The sequence below is a fragment of the Collinsella sp. i05-0019-G5 genome (assembly GCF_042851345.1).
Taxonomy (GTDB): Bacteria; Actinomycetota; Coriobacteriia; order Coriobacteriales; family Coriobacteriaceae; genus Collinsella.
Map to the genome: position 1 here is coordinate 300,150 of NZ_AP031421.1, position 20,745 is coordinate 320,894.

General features: G+C 60.2%; 17 protein-coding genes and 1 tRNA gene. All 18 read left to right on the forward strand.

What is annotated here, in order from left to right:
• Positions 1–149 precede the first annotated feature (149 nt).
• The 18 genes from ACGHIZ_RS01240 to mfd all read left to right on the forward strand — a co-directional run bounded on the left by ACGHIZ_RS01240 (position 150) and on the right by mfd (position 20,701).
• The gene (locus ACGHIZ_RS01240; protein WP_390448558.1) at positions 150–1,361 is read left to right on the forward strand and encodes a glycosyltransferase; all 1,212 of its coding nucleotides are present in this window, start codon (positions 150–152) and stop codon (positions 1,359–1,361) included.
• On the forward strand, positions 1,333–2,676 hold the full coding sequence (locus ACGHIZ_RS01245) for a histidine kinase (protein ID WP_118238179.1): 1,344 nt from the start codon (positions 1,333–1,335) through the stop codon (positions 2,674–2,676). Before ACGHIZ_RS01240 ends, ACGHIZ_RS01245 begins: the two co-directional genes overlap by 29 nt.
• Before the next feature lie 72 nt (positions 2,677–2,748).
• A complete protein-coding gene (locus ACGHIZ_RS01250; protein ID WP_118238181.1) occupies positions 2,749–3,465 on the forward strand; it encodes a LytTR family DNA-binding domain-containing protein in 717 nt (238 codons plus the stop codon).
• A gap of 91 nt (positions 3,466–3,556) precedes the next feature.
• Positions 3,557–4,024: a YfcE family phosphodiesterase gene (locus ACGHIZ_RS01255; RefSeq protein ID WP_390448562.1), complete on the forward strand. Its 468-nt coding sequence runs from the start codon at positions 3,557–3,559 to the stop codon at positions 4,022–4,024.
• Positions 4,025–4,430: 406 nt separating this feature from the next.
• Positions 4,431–4,508 (forward strand) — tRNA-Asp (locus ACGHIZ_RS01260).
• A gap of 343 nt (positions 4,509–4,851) precedes the next feature.
• Complete coding sequence (locus ACGHIZ_RS01265; RefSeq protein WP_117735425.1) at positions 4,852–5,337, forward strand: Rrf2 family transcriptional regulator; 486 nt, start codon at positions 4,852–4,854, stop codon at positions 5,335–5,337.
• A 21-nt stretch (positions 5,338–5,358) separates the two neighbouring features.
• The gene (locus ACGHIZ_RS01270; RefSeq protein ID WP_390448565.1) at positions 5,359–6,264 is read left to right on the forward strand and encodes an adenine glycosylase; all 906 of its coding nucleotides are present in this window, start codon (positions 5,359–5,361) and stop codon (positions 6,262–6,264) included.
• A 114-nt stretch (positions 6,265–6,378) separates the two neighbouring features.
• Positions 6,379–6,918, forward strand: a complete 540-nt coding sequence (gene rbr / locus ACGHIZ_RS01275) for a rubrerythrin (protein WP_055285276.1) — start codon at positions 6,379–6,381, stop codon at positions 6,916–6,918.
• A gap of 278 nt (positions 6,919–7,196) precedes the next feature.
• Positions 7,197–7,829, forward strand: coding sequence for a hypothetical protein (locus ACGHIZ_RS01280; protein WP_390448567.1), 633 nt, complete (start codon positions 7,197–7,199; stop codon positions 7,827–7,829).
• A 464-nt stretch (positions 7,830–8,293) separates the two neighbouring features.
• Positions 8,294–8,728 (forward strand): hypothetical protein, encoded by a 435-nt coding sequence (locus tag ACGHIZ_RS01285; protein ID WP_022095171.1) that lies wholly within the window; start codon positions 8,294–8,296, stop codon positions 8,726–8,728.
• 123 nt (positions 8,729–8,851) lie between these two features.
• A complete protein-coding gene (locus ACGHIZ_RS01290) occupies positions 8,852–9,382 on the forward strand; it encodes a DUF6036 family nucleotidyltransferase (protein WP_390448570.1) in 531 nt (176 codons plus the stop codon).
• Positions 9,379–9,942: a hypothetical protein gene (locus ACGHIZ_RS01295; RefSeq protein ID WP_390448572.1), complete on the forward strand. Its 564-nt coding sequence runs from the start codon at positions 9,379–9,381 to the stop codon at positions 9,940–9,942. The genes ACGHIZ_RS01290 and ACGHIZ_RS01295 overlap by 4 nt, the downstream gene beginning before the upstream one ends.
• 51 nt (positions 9,943–9,993) lie before the next feature.
• A complete protein-coding gene (locus tag ACGHIZ_RS01300; RefSeq protein ID WP_390448575.1) occupies positions 9,994–11,349 on the forward strand; it encodes a DNA recombination protein RmuC in 1,356 nt (451 codons plus the stop codon).
• A 125-nt stretch (positions 11,350–11,474) separates the two neighbouring features.
• Positions 11,475–13,277: an ABC transporter ATP-binding protein gene (locus ACGHIZ_RS01305; RefSeq protein WP_390448578.1), complete on the forward strand. Its 1,803-nt coding sequence runs from the start codon at positions 11,475–11,477 to the stop codon at positions 13,275–13,277.
• Positions 13,278–13,339: 62 nt separating this feature from the next.
• Complete coding sequence (gene nth / locus ACGHIZ_RS01310) at positions 13,340–14,005, forward strand: endonuclease III (RefSeq protein WP_390448581.1); 666 nt, start codon at positions 13,340–13,342, stop codon at positions 14,003–14,005.
• 118 nt (positions 14,006–14,123) lie between these two features.
• The gene (locus ACGHIZ_RS01315; RefSeq protein ID WP_390448584.1) at positions 14,124–15,170 is read left to right on the forward strand and encodes a zinc-ribbon domain-containing protein; all 1,047 of its coding nucleotides are present in this window, start codon (positions 14,124–14,126) and stop codon (positions 15,168–15,170) included.
• 209 nt (positions 15,171–15,379) lie between these two features.
• A complete protein-coding gene (locus ACGHIZ_RS01320) occupies positions 15,380–16,846 on the forward strand; it encodes a hypothetical protein (RefSeq protein ID WP_390448587.1) in 1,467 nt (488 codons plus the stop codon).
• A gap of 222 nt (positions 16,847–17,068) precedes the next feature.
• Positions 17,069–20,701, forward strand: a complete 3,633-nt coding sequence (gene mfd, locus ACGHIZ_RS01325) for a transcription-repair coupling factor (RefSeq protein WP_390448590.1) — start codon at positions 17,069–17,071, stop codon at positions 20,699–20,701.
• Positions 20,702–20,745: the final 44 nt, after the last annotated feature.

Below are 20,745 nucleotides of genomic sequence, written 5' to 3' on the forward strand. Positions count from 1 at the left end.
CTGCAGTACTCTTTTGGAAGTAGCCGCATAAATCATTCTGACTTTCGAACAATGTTTAGCCCAAGTGGGTATGATGGAACCAGCTAGGTCGCGGGGCGTCGCCTGTGTTTGGCGGCGCCCCGTTTTTGTGTTGCAAGGAGGGTAAAGGTATGAACGCCACGGTTGTGATCCCAACATATTGGGCGGGCGATGATACCCAAGCAAACGCTCCCGGCACCTACGATCACTCGACGTCGCTCAATGCCGCCAACTCGGAACTCGATCGCTGCCTGACTTCGCTCGAACAGGTGCGCGACATTCCGCGCATCATTCTCTTGGTGGTCTGTCCGGTTTCTGCCACGGCCGACGTATCCCATCGCGTGCACGAAATCGTTAATGCGCATCCCTCACTTAAGGTCACCATCGTTACCAATACTCAGGCTTCGCGTGTTGCCGACCGCGTGGCGCAGATTGCGCCCAAAGGCTCGGGCGAGTGCGTGAGCCTGCGCGGCTACGGCGCCATCCGCAACATGGGTCTTGCTTGCGCGGCGGTGCTGGGGCACGACGCGGTTGTGTTTTTGGATGACGACGAGACCGTCATCGATGCCGACTTTATGAAACGTGCGACCTATGCACTGGGCCAACAGACGCGTCAGGGCCTGCCGATTTTAGTCAAGAGCGGATACTTTTACGATCGCGACGGGTCGCCGCTGGCTCCCACGGACAAAGCGGGCATTTGCCATCGCTGGTGGACCAAGCGTATCGAGTTCAATCGCTGGATGAAAAAGGCGCTCTCGGGCACCCGCATCTCGCGTTCCAATTACGTGTGCGGCGGCCTGATGGCCCTGCATGCCCGTGCGTTTACCCGCGTGGCGTTCGACCCGTTTATTACCCGCGGCGAGGATCTGGACTATCTCTTTAACATGCGCATGTTTGGCTACGACGTGTGGTTCGACAACGAGTGGACCGTGCGCCACCTGCCGCCCGAGTCCGAGAAGCGCTCGCCGCGCTTTATGCAGGACGTGTACCGTTGGTACTACGAGCGGGCCAAGCTGACGTTCGCTGCGCACCAAAAGGAGCTCATTCCGGTTACGGCCGCATCACTCATGCCCTATCCGGGTCCGTGGATCTCGCGCGAGCTCGACGACCGCGTGCGCAAGACCGCCATGGTTCGCAGTATGTTTACCCGCGAGCACGAGGGATATCTGCGCATCTGGCGTCATGGTATTGACGAGGCCAAGACCTATGCCCGCCAAAACGCCGCAAGCTACCTGCGTTTTCAGAGTTTCTGGCCCAAGATCATGGACGAACTTTGGCGCGACGCACAACTGATTAGCATCCTGGAGGGGCTGAATGATCGACCGCCGCGCCCAGCGCGATAATTCAATTTCAATCTTTCGCATCATCGCCGTTGTCTGCGCCGTTTGCGTGTTGGTGTACTTTATCTTTGCCCTGGCGACTGGCATTGAGCCGATTGCCACGGTGATCGCCTGTGCGCTGCTGTGCATCTTCCTGTGCATCTTTATCTATTTGACGCTCAATCCCGATTCGGTACGCTCCCAGTACACCGAGGAGACGCTCTCGGTTGCCTCGGCCATGCTCGAGGACATTAAGGGCGGCCTGACGCAGGAATCGGCGCTTTTGGTGTGCCGGCGTATCCTGCCCGAGACACGTGCCATGACCGTTGCCATCACCGATGAGAGCAACGTGCTGGCCTGCGCGGGCGAGTTCGAGGAAAAGCTGCTGCCCGATTCGCCCATCCATACGCTTGCCACGCGCTACGTCATTGAGCACGGCATCGTGCAGTCGTTCAACCGCGTAGTGGACGTGGTGGGTTCGGATGGCTCGCACAACCATGTTCCCGCCGGCATCATCGCGCCCATCAAGGTGGGCGACCGCACCGTCGGCACGCTCAAGTTCTACTACAAGACCCCGCGTGCTGTCGACCGTACCCAGTATGCGCTCGCCTCGGGTTTTGCCGAGATCCTGTCCACGCAGCTCGCCATCCACGAGCTCGAGGTGCAAAAGGAACTGACGGCACGTGCCGAGGTGCGTGCCCTGCAGGCGCAGATCAACCCGCACTTTCTGTTCAACACGCTCAACACCATCGCGTCGTTTACGCGTACCGACCCGCTGCGTGCCCGCGAGCTGCTGCGCGAGTTCTCCTCGTTCTATCGCGCCACGCTCGACAACTCGGGGTCGCTTATCCCGGTCTCGCGCGAGGTTGCCCAGACCAAGCGCTACCTGACGTTTGAGAAGGCGCGTTTTGGCGAGGACCGCGTACTGGCGACCTTCGATGTCTCCGAGGATGTCGAGGACACGTTGGTCCCGGCCTTTGTAATCCAGCCCATTGTCGAGAACGCCGTGCGGCATGGCATGGGCGATGGCGATGCCCTGCAGATCGATGTGACCGTCCATCAAGACGGCGACGACGCAATCCTGATTGCCGTGGCCGACAACGGCGTGGGCATGGACGAGGGCACCGCCGCCAGGCTGTTTGATGAGCGCTCCGCCCGCCCCGATGCCAGTTCCCCGCAAGGCGGCGGCGCCGGCGTGGCCATGCACAATATTTCTGAGCGCATCCATCGCTTTTATGGACCGCACTCTTATACGCGCGTCGAATCGGCGCCGGGCAAGGGCACCAAAGTGCTCCTGCATCTTGATTTGTCAGAGAGCATCTTTGACATTCAAGAGTAAAATAAAAGGCTATGGGCTCAACGCCGAGCGGCGGATGCCCAGCGTAGTTTGTTGACGAAAGGTTTAATCCCTATGCTGCGTGCGATGATTGTGGATGATGAGGCCCCGGCCCGTTCGGAACTTCGCTTCTTGCTCGAGCAGACGGGCAAGATCGGCACGATCACTGAGGCGTCGAGCGTCCGCTCCGCCATTGAGATGTTGATGGAAAGCCGCGTCGATGTCGTATTTCTCGATATCTCGATGCCCGGTGCTTCTGGTCTGCAGCTTGCCGAGGCGCTGCATAAGCTTAAGAATCCGCCGGCGATTGTGTTTGTGACCGCGTATAGCGATCATGCCGTCGAGGCGTTCGACGTAGATGCCGTCGATTACCTCATGAAGCCGGTTGAGGAGGCACGCCTGGATCGCGCGATCGAGAAGGTCATGCAGCACGCCAAGCCCGTCACGGACAGCAAAGCCACCATCGAGCGCATTCCGGTGGAAAAGGGCGGCCGCAAGGTCCTCATCCCCGTGGATGACATTCGCTTCATCATGGCCAAGGACGATTACTCCTGTATCTATACCGTCGATGATCGTTTTCTTTCGACGACTTCGCTGGCGCAGTTCGAGGCCAAGCTTTGCGACTTTGGCTTCTTTCGCGTTCATCGCCGCTATATCGTCAACTTGGCGTGCGTCACAGATGTCGAGACGGTGCCCTCGGGCGCTATCCAACTGGGCATTACAGGCGTCGACGAACGCGTGCCGGTCTCGCGCCGCCGCGTTGTGCCGCTCAAGAAGGCCCTGAGTCTCTAGCACACTGGCCCCGCAGCCCTGTAGACCAATTGTCTGCGGAGCCGTGGGGCTTTTTGTATATACGTCGAATCGGTTTTGCAGAAGGGATCCCATGAACAGTGCAAGCGCCAAGCGCATCGACATCATCTCGGACACCCACGGCTATCTTTCGCCCACGCTTCTGGACGAGCTCAAGGGCGCAGATCTGATCATCCACGCCGGAGACCTCACCTCAGAGATGGATTACGAGCATCTATGCACCATCGCCCCCGTGCGAGCGGTCCTAGGAAACAACGACTACTACCGCGACTACGGCCCGGATGTAGACCGTCTGGCCATCTTCACCTACGAAGGCCTCAAATTCGCCGTAGCCCACTACCGTGAAGATCTGCCCGTGGGATCCGTAGACGTAGCCATCAACGGTCACACCCACGTAACCAAAGAAGCCCAAGTAGGCCGCTGCCTAGTCCTCAATCCTGGCAGCGCCAGCTACCCCAGAGGCACCCGAGGCCCCACCATGGCCAGAATGCTCGTCAAGGAAGGCAAGATCCTGAGCACCAAATTTATTGACTTAGACTAACCGCAACAAAAACGGGGGATGCAGATGCGTCCCCCGTTTTCTTTGAGCCAAAGGTCAAAGTTCAACAAAATCCATCAGACCAATCCCGCCGAGGAGCACGCGGGCTAGCCGCGCAGCGGCGCACGCCCGCAAAACTGGTTGAATAATGTTACGGCAGGGAGGGTCTCCGGGGCTGAGGGCGGGGGTTAAGTTTGTCGCGAGTTCCGCACGCAAAGGAAAGCACTTAATGTGCTTTCCGTCTTGCGCAGGACTGTAGAGCAGCAAACTTAACCCCCGCCCTCAGCCCCGGAGACCCTCCCGGACAGCCAAAAAATTTTTTCAAAAAAGTTGTTGCGCGGCGGACAGACTTCTGTGTATACTAATCACCGCAGCGCACGCGAGCGGAAACAAACGCGAACGTCTGCCTGGGGAGTTAGCTCAGTTTGGTTAGAGCGCCGGCCTGTCACGTCGGAGGTCGCGGGTTCGAGCCCCGTACTTCCCGCCAACGTAATTAAAGCCACGTCTTCGGATGTGGCTTTTTGCGTTTGATAGGACCTTGATCCCATCGGTACCTTTCGCCCAAAACTAAATCCTTCCAATTCCCGGACAAGCTCCGTTTAAGACATGTGCTCAAACAAGACGTTTGTTGCGCAACACCTGTTCAACGAAGCAGGGGGTTAGGTTATACTGAATTGCACTGTGGGCCGTTTTTGATGCAAGAGGCTTCAAACGCGGCATTCAGTGGACACCCGTTTTGCTATTTGGGCGTCCATACGGTCATTGACGTCTCGACGTAAGCTCGGCCCCGGAGCTCGTTCGAGCTGTTCCTATTCCTTGAAAGGGGAAAAATGGACATATCGAGGAAGACTGATTACGCCCTTCGTATGTTGGCGATGCTTGCCGAGGATCCGGAGCGTTTGCTTTCTGTTCGCACCGCTGCCGAAGAGGTCAATGTCCCGTATTCGTTTGCCCGCTCGATTCAGCACGGTTTGGTCCAGGCCGGTATTGTGGAGAGCCTGCGTGGCGTTCACGGTGGCATGCGTCTCAAGGTCAGTCCGGACGATGTCACCATCCGCCAGGTCGTCGAGGCTGTTCAGGGCCCCATGGTTATGAACGACTGCACCGCGCCTGACGGCGACTGTGCGCGCATGGGCACGTGCTGCTATCATCCCCTGTGGGCCGGAGCCCAGGCGTTGATGCGCGACTATCTCGATTCCGTTTCGCTCGGCGATATTGTCGCCCATCGCCAGTTCCCGGCTGTTGATCCCAAGTTCGCCGACCGCGATGCGTTTCCCGAGTACGCCACCTGCGCGTGCGCTTGCCGGGAGGAATAGCGCAGCATAAGGAGCATTGCCATGATTCAGGACCCCTTTCGTTCGATGATTCGTTCGGAAGGGGTCCTGCGTTATCGCGACCTTCCGTGGCGCCGCACGCGCGACCCGTATATCATCTGGCTTTCCGAGGTCATGCTGCAACAGACGCAGGTGCCGCGCGTGGAGACGCGCATGCCGGCGTGGCTCGATCGCTTTCCGACCGTTCTGGCGCTCGCTCAGGCCGCTCCTTCCGATGTTTTGGACGCTTGGCAGGGGATGGGCTACAACCGACGCGCTCTGGCGCTCCACAAGGCCGCTCAGCGCGTTGTAGAGGACTGGGACGGGGAGTTTCCGCGTGAGACGCGTGACTTGGTCGCTCTTCCTGGTATTGGCCCGGCGACGGCGCAGGGCATCCGTGCGTTTGCGTTTGATCTTCCGGGTGTGTATCTGGAGACCAACGTGCGCACGGTCTTTCTGCATCATTTCTTTCCCGACGTGCCGGCTGTTCCCGATCGCGAGCTGGTGCCGCTGATTCAGGCGGCCTGTCCGGCGGCCCCCGGTGCGTCGGCGGACGAGATCGCTCCCTTTGCCGTGCCGCTCGATGATGCCGACACGCCGCGCGCGTGGTATTACGCGTTGCTAGATTACGGCGCATATCTAAAAAAGACGTTGCCCAATCCGTCCAGGCGGTCGGCGGGCTATAGCCGTCAGTCCAAGTTTGAGGGCTCGCGTCGCCAAAAGCGCGCCCACATCGTGCGCATGCTGCTGGCGGCGCGCGATGGACAACCGGCAGGTATTACGCTCGATGAAGCCGTTGCAGGCGTTAACGAGATGGAGACGGCAGCCGGCCGAGAGCCGGTCGAGCGCGAGCTGGTCGCAAGCATTCTTGCCGATCTGGAGCGCGAGGGCTTTTGCGGCTCCGAGGGCGATCGTTGGCTGAGTGTGTAGCTCACTCGAATCTGAAGAACGGGATTGTAAGGTTTAAATTCTCGGCATGAGGGCATCCTTAAAGCAAGGCCGCTCAAAGTCTGTGGGCGGCATGCGTTGAAGGGAAGTACACCTATGGATTTTGAGAATTCCCAAACCAAGAAGAACCTCGAGACCGCTTTTGCCGGTGAGTCCCAGGCACACACCAAGTATCGCTACTATGCATCCAAGGCCAAAAAGGACGGCTACGTTCAGATCTCGAATATTTTTGCCGAGACGGCGGGCAACGAGTCCGAGCACGCCAAGCTGTGGTTTAAGTATCTGCACGACGGCGCCGTTCCGGGCACTCTGGACAACCTGCGCGACGCCGCTGCGGGCGAGAACTACGAGTGGACCACGATGTACGACGAGTTCGCCAAGACCGCCGAGGAGGAGGGCTTTGTCGAGATCGCCGAGAAGTTCCGTGGCGTCGCCGCCGTCGAGAAGGCCCACGAGGAGCGCTACAACAAACTCGTCGAGCGCATCGAGTCGGGCGAGGTGTTTGAGCGTGAGGGCGTGAAGGTGTGGAAGTGCCTGAACTGCGGGCACCTGCACGTTGGTGCCGAGGCGCCTGAGGTGTGCCCGGTGTGTAACCACCCGAAGGCGTACTTTGAGGAGCAGGTGGTGAACTACTAGCGCCGATACGAACGTGGACTGCGGGGCGCAGGGCGGGGAAATACCTTTCCCTCTCGCTCACGGCTCCGCAGGGTCGCGCGAGGCAAAGGTATTTCCCCGCCCTGCGCCCCGGCGTTGGGTCGTTGCGTGCTCGCTACAGAAAAGCTGATATTAAAGTTTGTGTGCCGCCCCTTTTGGGGCGGCACGTTTTGTGTGGGGATTGGTTGGGACGGTACCGTTCTTGGGTGGGGTACACTAGGTAGCGTTGGCTATTCGTTTCCTCTTGTGAGGTGTTGGTTATGGGTAAGAAGTCTCGGGCTCGGGTTGCTGCGGCGGGGACTCGCAAGGATCCTGGTCGTCGGGTCCCTGAGGGCAAAAAGGCCGATCGTGCCGAGAAGGACAAGAAGGTCGGCGCACATGCTCATCCTGAGTGGGCGCCTCATTTGAATACGGCGAGCGAAGACCTGACTGCCAAACTGTTTACGATGGTCGAGGTCATCTTGGGCGTGGTGCCTGTTGTAGTCATTGGTCTGTTCCTGGCCTCTAAGGATGCCACGAGTGTGGATAAGCTCACCGATGTCTTTTCTCAAGACCCCTCGATGGTGGTTGCGTTTATCTCTGCGTGCCTACAGCCGTTTGTGGCGTACATGCTGTACATGATTTATCGCAAATACTGCGAGGGCGATGCGGGCTTTGCCACCGGCAACCTGATCGGCCTCTTGTGCTCCGAGATTTTGTTGCTCAATATCCCGGGCGTTATCGGCATGGGCATCTTGCTGTGGCGTGTTTGGCGCAATGTCGTCCCGCACTTTGAGAGCTGGCTGTTTGAGCGTCGTTTTACGGGCGTGGTGGCCGACATTGCCGGTTCGCTCGTGATTCTAGTCTTGGCGTTTTTGTGTGCCACCGCTGCTCGCGGTCTTTCGGGCATGTAATCTGCCCCCACCGACCACGGAGCGCAGGGCAACTGCCGGCCTTACCGCTCCGGGCGTCAGACCCGCGGCGCATCCCTTTCCCTCTCGCTCACGGCTTCGCAGAGTCGCGCGAGGCAAAGGCATACGCCGCGGGTCTGACGGCGCGGGCTTGCCAGCGAGTTTTGGCTCATAGATTGGTTTGTGTGCCGCCCCTTATGGGGCGGCACGTTTTGTTTGGGGTCCCGGTCTCCACAATTTCCGTCAAGCTTTTGGTCAGCTTTTGGTTAGTTGGCGGGTTGGTGGAAGGGCAAAAGATCATTCGGTAAAAAAGCTCAGAGAAAGTGCTGGTAGGGGAGTTGTTGAGCTTTTCGACAGCTTTTGAGCAAAAGAAACTTTGTGGCTATTGCCGGCGATTGCGTTGTCGCGGTCATGGCGGTGCGGGATGCTGGTCGTAAGCGTCGAACGCTCCGATTTTGGAGGCCAACATGGACCTGTTTCTTGAGACCCCACAGCAACAAGCCGAGCGCATGCTGCGGCAGCAGCGGCGGCTTATAGAGATGCAAATGCAAGGGGTTGCCAACCAGGCGCCCGTGCAAAACGTCGTGCCCGCTGCTGTACCTGCAGCCGTGCCCGGGTGCGAATCGGCACCAGAGGCCTATTCCGTACAGCAAGATTCATATGCGCAGGAGCTCGCGTTCGACAAGCGTCGTGCGCGTCGTCGCCGCGTGGGCCAGCGCCTGCGCACATTGGCGATGATCGTGCTCATTCCGCTAGGACTTGCGGCAATCTTCTTGGCCTCATATGCCCTCACGTGCATTCTCAACGGTGCCTCGCCCAATGAGGTGCTCCAGCATCTAGCGGCCCTGGGCCAGCGCCTAGGCGATGTCGCAACAACCATCCGCGCCGGCTGGGAGAGTTAGCGTTTGTCACATTAGGACTTCCAGGGTGTACGAATTATCGCCACGAGCAGAATTCTTGCATCCTGTGGGTCCTGTCGTGCGACTGAATAGTATTATTGAAGATAAATAATAATAGGATTTGCTATGTATAAGCAGGATTTAGAGCAGACTCTTTTGGGCATTGACGAAGAGGCGGAGCTGGAAATAGGTCCAAGAGACGACAGGCCGAACGTTGTATTGGTGGGAGGAAGCGCCTTCATGCTAAACGATGTGACGGATCGTTCGGTTACACATGACATTGATGTGTTTGAGGCAGATAGGTGCCTCCGCGAGATCATAGCTCGATACCCCGAGGTGAATGGTATGGCGGTGGCATATTGTAATCAGATGCCGTTCAATTACGAAGATCGTTTGATTCCCTTGGATATTGGGGCGCGCTTTATCAGGTACTTTACGCCATCCTTGGAGGACCTGGCGGTAATGAAGCTCTATGCCTGTCGTCCGAACGACATCATCGATCTTCATAGCCAGGCATTCGTCGACCGACTTGATTGGGGACTGCTCGAACGGCTTATATTCGACGAGGGCGAGGCGCTGGCGTCGTCGCCTTCGGAGCGGAGTTATCAAGAGATGGTCTGCGCATACAGCCAATACAAAAAGGAGGTGCTCGGTTGAATCTGACCTTTGAGGGATTCTTAAAAGGCTATTGCCGAGAGCTATCCGGACAGCAGTCGCTCAGTTTTAGAAAACTGGTTAAGCAAGCGACGACGGTTGCGCCGCGCGTGGCGGAGCCCCTGTTTTTGCTCGCTTTGGCACAGGGTAAAGCCGAATACGTTCTGGGCTTATCCGAGGGTTCGTGGATGGAAGAGGGTTACCGAGGCGTTTTGTCCTTGTACGCCCAAACGGGTAGCCTGGCATCTCTATGCGCCGAGGACAAACTTCCTAATCGTTATGCCAACGTTTGGCGTGCGTATAGAGCGGTGAAGGAAAAGCCAGTGGCGGACAGAAGAATCAACGCCCTGATGCGAAAAAGAACGTTGGGAGCGCTAGAGGAATCGGGTGTAACGCGCTACGGTCTCTGCCGCGATTTGAATCTGAATAAGGGAAACGTGTACGCATATTTAGCCGGTGATGACTCAAAGGTGAGCAGGGAGACGGCGCGCCGCATTATGGAATATGCGGAGGAGAGGGGCGCCCAAGAAGGGGCCGGGCGCCCGGTGCGTGTGGCGGGGTAAGATTGATCGCGGTTTTGATTGATGATCGATTGGGTTTGTTGGGCGGAGTTTATGTCTGCAATTGATATTGCACTTATTGTGATTGCTTTGGTGGCGGTGGGGGTCGCTGCGGCCTGTGCCCTGCAGCTCAAGGGCCTTCGCGTCGAGCTGCAGGAGCGCGGCGATAGCGGGGCAGAGATGCTGGCTGCGCTCGAGCAGGCCAACAATGCGCTCGACACCCTGAACGTCGCTTTGGCCGAAACCCGCCGCACGGCAAATGCCATCGCGCAGCAGCAGACGACCGATGCGGCCGTAGAGCAGCAGCGCTACCTGACCATCGCGCGTGAGTTCTCGCAGGCCGGCGACCGTATGGATGACCTGCGCCGCGAGACAGCCCAACAGCTTGGCGCCAACCGCGAGGGTATCGAGCACCGCCTGGACAAGGTTCGCGAGACGGTCGATGCCCAGCTGAGCGCCATCCGCAAGGACAACAACGTGCAGCTCGATCAGATGCGCGCGACGGTGGACGAGAAACTCTCCCGTACGCTCAACGATCGCCTGTCCGCATCGTTTAAGCAGGTGAGCGACCAGCTCGAGGCTGTGTACAAGGGTTTGGGCGATATGCAGTCCATTGCCACCGGCGTAGGCGACCTCAAGCGCGTGCTGGGCAATGTAAAAGCGCGCGGCATTTTGGGCGAGGTACAGCTGGGTGCGATCCTGGCGGACATCCTTACGCCCGACCAGTATCTGGAAAACGTCGCCACCAAGCCCGGCGCCTCGGAGCGCGTTGAGTTTGCCGTCAAGCTGCCGGTGGACGAGGGCGATCCCGTGCTGCTGCCGATCGACTCCAAATTCCCGGGCGACGCGTACGAGCATCTGCTCGACGCGCAAGAGTCGGGTGATGCCGAAGCTGTGGCCACCGCGCGCAAGACACTCGATGCTATGGTGAAACGCGAGGCAAAGGACATCTGCGAAAAGTACCTGAGCGTGCCCGCGACCACCAATTTTGGCATTATGTTCGTGCCGTTTGAGGGCCTGTACGCCGAGGTCGTCAGCCGCCCCGGGCTTATCGAGACCCTGGGCCGCGACTATCACGTTAACGTTGCCGGCCCCAGCACCATGGCGGCCATCCTCAACAGCCTGCAGATGAGCTACCAGACGTTTAGGCTGCAAAAGCGCACCGACGACGTGCTGCGTGTGCTCTCTGCCGTCAAGGCCGAGCTGCCGCGCTATCAGGCGGCGCTGCGTCGTGCCCAGCAGCAGATCGAGACCGCGGGTAAAACGGTCGAGGGCATCATCACCACGCGCACCAACGTTATGGAGCGCAAGCTCAAGGACATCGACGCGCTGGAAGATGCCGAGGAGGCCGACGAGATCTTGGGGCTCACATCCGCGGAGCTGCTCGCAGACCAAAAAGACGAGGACTAGCTGCATCTGACGGCGGAGCGCCTGCGCAAGCGCGGGGCGCGGACGCTTTTCGCGTCGCACTTGCCTGAAGTGCGCTTTAGTGTGCAACAATGGCGTTTCGCCCTATCAGACGCGAAAGGAAGCCCATGTCTCAGAGAAACACCAGTCCGCTCAAACGCTCCACCGTGCGCCGCACGCTGCAGCGTTTTTGGGACGTCACGCGCACGCAGCCGCTGATTGTCTTTCTCTCGGTGTTCTCGTCGGCGGGCTACATCTTTTTGCTCACGTTTGCCAACACCTATGTGATGGCCCTCATCGTCGACCGTGTCCAAGCGGGTCCCGTGGCGGGCGATCAAGTATTCGAGGTCTTTGGTCCCTACATTCTGGCGCTCGTGCTCGTTAACCTGGTAGGCCAGATCCTCTCCAAGCTGCAGGACTACACCGTCTACAAGCTCGAGATTGCGGGCAACTATCACCTGGCGCGCTTGTGCTTCGACACGCTCTCCAATCAATCCATGACATTCCACACCAGCCGATTTGGCGGATCGCTCGTGAGCCAGACGAGTCGTTTTATGAGCGGCTACACGGGGCTGGTGGACGTGACGGTGTATTCGCTCATCCCCACTATCACCTCGGTTGTCTGCACGGTAGCGGCGCTCGCCCCGGTGGTGCCCACATTTACCGTGATCCTGGTGGGCATCATGGTCGTTTACATCGCGTTTGTCTGGCTTATGTACAAACGCATCATGCCGCTTTCGGCCGCGACGTCCGCCGCGCAGAACAAGCTATCGGGTGTGCTTTCCGATGCGGTCACGAATATCCTGGCCGTCAAGACTTGTGGGCGCGAGGACTTTGAGCGTGACCTATTCGATACCGCCGACCGTGCCGCGCGCGACGCCGAGACGGTTTCGATGCACGCCATGATGCAACGCAACTTTACGACCTCGGGCCTTATCGTTATCACCATGGCCGTGGTGAGTGTGTTCGTGGCGGGCGGCAACGCGTGGTTTGGCATCTCTGCCGGCGCGCTCGTCATGATCTTTACCTATACGTACAACCTCACCATGCGTCTGAACTATGTGAGCTCCATGATGCAGCGCATCAACCGCGCGCTCGGCGATGCGGCCGAGATGACGCGCGTGCTGGACGAGCCGCGTCTGGTGGCAGACGACGAGAACGCCCCCGAGCTCAAGGTGGGCGAGGGCGCGATTGATTTTGAGCACCTGAGCTTTGCATACCGTGACGCCGCGGCGGGCGAGAACGTGTTCGACGATCTGACGCTCCATGTGGCAGCGGGCCAGCGCGTGGGCCTGGTGGGCAAATCGGGCTCGGGCAAGACAACACTCACCAAGCTGTTGCTGCGCTTGGACGACGTACAGGGTGGCCGCGTGCTCGTGGACGGCCAAGACGTCTCGCGCTGCACGCAGCAGAGCCTGCGCCGCCAGGTTGCCTACGTGCCTCAGGAGGCGCTGCTGTTCCACCGCTCCATTCGCGAGAATATCGCCTACGGGCGTCCCGACGCCACCGACGAACAGATTCGCGAGGCGGCACGCCTGGCCAATGCCCTGGAGTTTATCGATCGCCTGCCCCATGGCTTTGACACCATGGTGGGCGAGCGCGGCGTTAAGCTTTCGGGTGGACAACGCCAGCGCGTGGCCATCGCCCGCGCTATCCTGACCGACGCGCCGATTTTGGTGCTCGACGAGGCGACCTCTGCCCTGGACAGCGAGTCCGAGGCGTTGGTGCAGGAGGCGCTCGAGAACCTGATGCGCGGTCGAACCTCTATTGTGGTGGCGCATCGCCTGTCCACCGTGGCGGCACTCGACCGCATCGTGGTGCTGGCGGACGGCGAGATTGTCGAGGACGGTACGCATGCACAGCTTGTCGAGGCGGGCGGCGAGTACGCAAGCCTGTGGGGCCGCCAGACCGGCGCATTTTTGGAGGTGTAAGCGCCCCGGACGTGGGACAATCGTGCCTGTAGTTTGTTGTGCCGCTGAGCTGAGGAGACGCTATGCCACGCGAGACCAATGCCGCCAAACGCGAGCGCGCCGTTGAGGTGTGCGAGCGCCTCAACCGTCGCTATGGCCCGGTCGAGTGCTTCTTGGACCACGAGAATCCCTTTAGGCTGCTCATCGCGGTACTGCTCTCGGCTCAGACGACCGATGCACAGGTCAACAAGGTGACGCCGCGGCTGTTTGCCCAGTGGCCCACGCCCGAGGCCATGGCGGGGGCGAGCGTGGCCGATGTGGCCGACACCATTAAGTCACTCGGCTTTTATAAGAGCAAGGCCAAGCACGCCGTGGAGGCCGCGCAGATGATCGTTGCCGATTACGGCGGCGAGGTGCCGGCCGACATGAAGGAGCTCGTCAAGCTACCGGGTGTGGGGCGCAAAACGGCGAACATCGTGCTCAACGTGGGGTTTGGCATTGTCGAGGGCATCGCGGTCGATACGCACGTCAACCGCATCGCGCACCGCCTGATGCTGAGCCCCAAGACGCATGCCAAAGAGCCGCTCAAGACCGAGCAAGATCTGCTCAAGATTTTGCCGCACGAGTATTGGGAGTCGGTCAACCACCAGTGGATCACCTTTGGCCGCGAGATCTGCGACGCTCGCAAACCTAAGTGCGACGAGTGCCCGCTGGCAGACCTTTGCCCCAGCGTGCGCGTGACGGGGTAGGGCCCGGCACGTTTTGCCGGCGTCCGAAGGCTTTGGCCAATGTTGCGCAACACATTTGGGTCGCGAGGGCTCAATATGATGACGGCAGATGCCGTTTGTTGTAAGGGGATGCCCGAATATGTTTTGCACCAAGTGTGGCTCCGAGATGCCCGACGGAACCGATTTTTGCACGAACTGCGGGGCACGCATGGGCGCTGCCTCTCCGGCGGCCGCGCCTGCTGAGCCCGCACCGATGCCGGCGGCAGGGATGCCTTCCGTGCAGAAGAAGTCGTATAAGCGCGCGGTGATTATCGGCATATGTATAGCGGGCGTGCTTGTGGCCGGTGGCGCTGCGCTGGCGCTGACCGGCGTGCTGGGTCCGCTTGGGCAGGGCAATTCATCGCAGATTACAGTACTTGGGTCCGACGAGGGTTCGGCCGAGCACAAGGACAAGGGAAGCGCCAAGGAGAAGCCTGCTGAAGAGCAAGAAGAGCCGGAAGAGCCCGAGCAGACGGGCGGCAGCGTAAAAGTCGACCTCAACGACCAGGCAACTTATGCCGCCGCAAACCTGTTCCTGTCGAACTTTACGGAGGAACACTTCGATCGGGACTGGTATCAGGCGGGCGGCTTCGATTCGACTGACGGACTTTCTGATGACGAGAAATACAAGCTGGTCAAGTTTATCTGGTGCCATTTTATTGACAACGCGCCGTATCGAATCGAGAAAGGCGACTATGACAACGGTCACTATCAGCGCATGGCGACCGATGTGATCAATAGGGAACTCAATCGCCTGACGGGTCTGACGCTCTCGGATGCTGACATGACCTTTGATAAAGGGTCGGGTGGGCAGATGCTTGCCGATTCGGCCGAAGCGCATGACGGGTACTTGTATCTGAAGCAGGAATACGGCCAGGGAAATTACAACCCATCGTGTGCCATCGTTACGGGCGCGACTGACCTTGGCGACAACATCTACGAGCTCACCTATGAGGTTTACAGTGCTGGCGGTGCGTTACTTCCTTCCGACATCCCCGAGAGCACCTACGGCCTGCCAAAGGACCAGTTCATCGCCGCAATTCAAGCGGATGCATCCAGGGGCCGTACCGAAACTTGCACGGTCCGCGTCGCACAGGGTGACGGCGCCCCGACCTTCACACTGCTTAAAATGGGCGTCTACGATTAGACTCGGCGTATAGCTCACTCTGATAACGCCAGGCGACTCGTCCGTCTGGCGTTTTTGTTGCGGGGCTGGGCATGCGCTTGAGCTGGAGTATTTGTCGCCTCCTGCCGCCTCATGCAAAAATGTGTTGCTAATTTAGAAGCCTATTCAAGCGCGCCGAAGTCGTGCGTGCTGGCGTAGCATGAGCAAAAAATCAAGCAATGGAGGGTAACGTGGCAACATTGAAGACGCGAGAGCTCGAAGATTATTTTGAACGCATCGTACGCACGCGCGAAGGTGACCTACCTGGTCGTCGCAAAGGCGACGAATACTTGTCTCAAACCCATGCGCTCTACCATGGTGATCCTGCGCCCTGGGCTCTGACGCCAAAGATATTCGACATGGATATGACGGCGCTTCTTAAGGAGGCCGCCGAGCGCATGTACGGCATTATGGACAAGGTGACGCGGGCGTTTTGTTCCGATGCCTCCGTGCGTGCGTGGTTTCGCATGGATCCGGCTTTTGCTGACCTGTGCGCTATGGATGCCGGCTATGATTGCCAAATTCCCCTTGCGCGTGTTGATATCTTTCTTGACGAAGATGCCGGTTCGTATACGTTTTGCGAGCTCAATACCGACGGCAGTGCCGGAATGGTAGTGACCGATGCGGTCTGTCAGGCGGTGCGAATGACGCCTTCCTTTGAGGAGTTTGCATCCGACCACCCCGGCTTTCGGCAGTACGATTTGTGCGGTAGCTGGATAGACGCATTGTTTGAGACCTATGCAGAGTGGAAGCTGGCCCATCCTCGCCGCACCGAGGATAGTGCACGATCGGACGACGGGACCCGCGTTGACGAGGGGCTCTATGCACCGCAATCAAAAATATATCCTGCTTCGGTGGCAATCGTCGACTATTCGGAAAGCATCGACTTGGAAGATGCGGCTCATTTTGTCGACCTTATGAGGCGACGGGGTGTGGTGGTGCGCTTTGCGGATGTGCGCGACCTGCGGATTGGCGAAGACGAGAGCGGTGCTAGGCGGCTGTGCGATGCCGCCGGTCCTATTGATTGCGTTTGGCGGCGCGCGGTGACCGGCGAGCTGTGGGATAAGCCGTGCGACGGACGCTCGGCCTTAATCGAGGCGGCTCAAGAAGGGCTCGCGTGCATCGTTGGTGGTTTTAGAACGTGGCCGTGTGCGACTAAGACCGTATTTGCATTTCTGTGGTCTCGGGCCGGTCAGTCCTTGTTGAGCCCGGAGGAGCAATCGTTTGTACGGGAGCATGTGCCCTATACCGAGATTTTGGACGAAAGCGCCCAGTTGTCGAGATTTGCCGAAAAGGATCGATGGATTGTCAAGCCGTGCGGCGGCTACAACGCGGTTGGCGTTGTTGCCGGCTTGGATGCCACGGAACGGGAATGGTCCCAGGTGCTTGCTCGCGCTGCGGCCGCTGGGGCGATTGTACAGGAGTATGCTCAGCAGTATCAGACTCCCTGCTTGCGCGGAACGCTTGTCAATGGGCCGCATCGAGGAGAGGCACCAAAAGGACTTGTGGATGATCTTGGTTTTGCGCCCGCTTCTAATATGGAAGGCCTGTACCTGTATCGCGGTCGTTTCGCGGGCGTGTACACACGCGTCGGCTTTGCCAACACCATAGGCGAGTGGACGAGCCGCTTGAACGTTGCGAGCTTTTTTGAGGAATAGCCGTTTCTTGGGGCACCTTCCGTGGTTGCGGCGTTCGAAGTGACGGGGAGATTTTGGCGAAGCCGATGAGCCCGGTTCTATCTGGCGTTTTTGTTGCGGGGCTGGGCGTACGCCTGAGCTGGAGTCCTCTTCATGCGCTACCATGACAGACAACGAATTTGACGAACGACCCGCCGAGCTTGCCCCGGCGGGCTTTTGGCGTTGCGATGCCGGAGGAACAGCATGCTCATTCACCGTATAGCCGCGCAGCTCTACACTGCCGAGGCACTGCAGACCGTCGAGGCCGGACTCGATGCCGGCGAGGACGTGACGTTGGCCGTGTCGCAGTCGGGTCGCACGCTTATGGCGGCCGCCCAGTTTGCGCGCCGTCCGCGTCCCACGGTCTATATCGTGAGCGGCGAGGACGCTGCCGATCGCGCCGCGCGCAGCCTGGCCGCCTATGTGGGCCTGGCGCACGTGTGCCGCTTTCCCGAGCGCAAGGACTACCCGTGGCGCGAGCAGGCGCCCGACGATGCCGTGGTGGCGCAGCGCTGCGAGGCCCTGGGACGCATCGTGCGCGGTGACAACTGCATTATGGTTGCCTCAGCCCGCGCGCTGCTGCGTTGCGTGCCGCCAGTCGAGAGCCGCTACTGGGAGTCCACGACCTTTGCGGTGGGCGAGGAGATCCCTTTTGACGAGGTGCCGCAGCGCCTGGTGGGCATGGGCTATACCAATGCCGGTGCCGCCGACGCACCCGGCCTGTTCCGCGTGCACGGTGATACCGTCGAGGTGTTCCCCGCGCAGGAGAAGGCACCCGTGCGCATTGAATTTTTCGGCGACGAGATCGACCGCATCCGCCGCATGGTGAGTTCCACGGGCCAGACCATCGGCAACGAGGACAGCATCGAGATCTTCCCCTGTCGCGAGCTCGCACTTACCGACGACGCCGTCCACAACATGCATGTGGCGCTCTGCCGTGCCAGCCAGGACGACAGTAAGCTGGCGGCGCTGCTCGAGATGGTGGATGCACGCATCGTCACGCCCGAGCTCGACCGCTTTTTGCCGGTGATGTACGGCCAGACCGTGAGCCCGCTGTCGCATGTGAGCGGCAAGGCGCTCGTGGTGCTGTCCGAGCCGCGCTCGCTGTTCGACGACTGCCTGCGCGCCTACGAGGATATCGAGGCGCGTGCCGGCGAGGCGGGGGTCGACCGTCTGGACGGCCTGTACGTGCGTGCCCAGCAACTCGACTTTGGTGCCCAGCAGCGCCTTAACTACGTGAGCTTGATTCGTGCCGGCGGTGCGGTGACGGCAGAGCTCAAGATTGAGCAGCCGGCCATCGCGGGCTCGGACAATCGCTTTATGACGCGCATCCAGGAGGTCGTGGGCAAGCGCTATGCCTGCGTATTTGCCATCCCCGACCGCGGTGCGCGCGAGTCGATGGAGCTCACCTTTGGCGATGAGGGTATTACTTTTGAGGAGTCGCTGACGGCCGCGCCCGAAAACGCGGGCGCTATTGGCGACCGTGTGCGCGTGGCAGCGGCGGATTCTGCCGATCGTGCTGTCCGCCAGGATGCTCATGCTGCAATTCGCGAACGCAAGGCCGACGCGCTCAACGCCCGCTCGCTCGAGGCAGGTGCCGCCCAGGCTGCCGCCGGCGCCACCGTGCCCACCATCTCGCGCGGACGCGTGACCTTTGTCGATGCCGCCTTGCCGCAGGGCGTGGTGGTGCCCGATGCCAACCTGGCCGTGTTCTCGATCGCCGACCTCAACGCCCGCATGGACGCCAACCGCGCGCGCAGCCGCCGCAAGGTGGACATTACGCAGATCACGTTTCCGTTTAAGCCGGGCGACTACGTGGTGCACGCCACTCACGGCATCGCGCTCTTTAGCGAGATCGCGCGCCAGGAAGTGGGCGGCAAGGAGCGCGACTACTTTTTGCTGGAATATGCCGACGGCGACAAGCTCTACGTGCCGCTCGAGCAGGTTGACCGCATCACACGCTATGTTGGCCCCGACGGCGACAAGCCGCGCCTGACCAGGCTCAACACCGCCGACTGGACGCGCGCCACCAACAAGGCGCGCAAGAACGCCAAAAAGCTGGCGTTTGACCTGGTCGATCTGTATACGCGCCGCTCTTCGATTACCGGTATCGCTTGCCCGCCCGACACGCCCGAGCAGATCGAGATGGAGCAGAGCTTCCCCTACGACGAGACGCGCGATCAGCTGGAGGCCATCGCTGACATTAAGGCCGATATGGAGGCGCCCAAGCCCATGGACCGCCTGCTGTGCGGAGACGTGGGCTTTGGCAAGACCGAGGTCGCCCTGCGCGCGGCGTTTAAGTGCGTGGACTCCGGTCGCCAGGTCATGGTGCTCTGCCCCACGACCATTCTGGCCCAGCAGCACTACGAGACGTTCTTTGAGCGTTTTGCCCCGTTTGGCCTTGAAGTCGAGGTACTCAGCCGCTTTCGCACGCCGGCGCAGCAAAAGCGCGCGCTCAAGGCATTTGCCGAGGGCACGATCGATGTGCTCATCGGCACGCATCGTCTGCTTTCGGCCGATGTGAACCCCAAGAACCTAGGCCTGGTAATCATCGACGAGGAGCAGCGCTTTGGCGTGCAGCACAAGGAGCAGCTCAAGAACCTGCGTGAGCAGATTGACGTGCTTACGCTTTCGGCAACGCCTATTCCGCGAACCATGCAGATGGCCACGAGCGGCGTGCGCGACATGAGCCTGATCACCACGCCGCCGACTGGGCGTCGTCCCGTGATCGTGCACGTGGGGGAGTACGACCCCGATGTGGTGAGCGCGGCGATTCGCCTGGAGGTGGGCCGCGGCGGCCAGGTGTACTACGTGTCCAACCGCGTCAAGACCATCGACGACGCCGTGGCGCGCGTGCACGAGGCCGCGCCCGAGGCGCGCGTGGGCGTGGCGCACGGAAAGATGAGCCCGCGCGAGGTCGAGGACGTGATGATTGAGTTCGCGACCAAAAAGATCGACGTGCTCATCGCCACGACCATCGTGGAGAGCGGCATCGACAACGCGACCGCCAACACGCTGATCATCGAGGACTCGCAGCGCTTGGGTCTGGCACAGCTCTACCAGCTCAAGGGCCGCGTGGGTCGCTCTGCCACGCAGGCCTACGCGTACTTTATGTTCCCGGGCGAGCTGCCGCTCACCGAGGAGGCCACGGCGCGCCTGACTGCACTTTCCGAGTTCCAGGACCTGGGCAGCGGCATGCGTATCGCCATGCGCGACCTGGAGATTCGCGGCGCCGGTTCGCTGATGGGCGCTGAGCAGCACGGCAACCTGTCGAGCGTGGGCTTTGATCTGTTTACGCAGATGTTGGGCCAGGCCGTGGCCGAGGCGCGCGGCGATGACGACGCCGGCGTGGAGGCGGCGAGCGTGGGTATTAATCTGCCGGCCGATTACTTCTTGTCCGAGGAGTACCTGCCGGCGGTGGACCAGCGCGTGCTCGTGTACCGCAAGCTCGCAGCGGCCGAGGACCTGGAGAGCATCGACGAGGTGCAGGAAGAGACCGAGGCCGCGCATGGCGAGCTGCCGTTGGCGGGACTCAATCTGTTCAACCGCGCGCGTATCCGTATCCGCGGCGAGCGCCTGGGGCTCGAGAGCGTCACGCTCAGCGGCGGACGCATCACGTTTTTGGGCGTCGACGTGCCCAAGAAGGTGGCCTTTGAGCTTAAGACCCGCTATGGCGCGGTGAACTTTCCCAAGAGCCGCAAGCTGTCGGTGCCCTACAAGGCGGGCGCCGGCGCGGGCAGTGGCCTGGGTCGCGGCCTCGACGCCAACGACGGCACCGGCCCGGTGGCCGCGGCACTCATGCTGCTGCAGCAATTAGGCACGAGCGACGATGACTAACAAGTAGGGGCGTGGCGGGGCATAGCTACCAGTTGTTCTTTGCC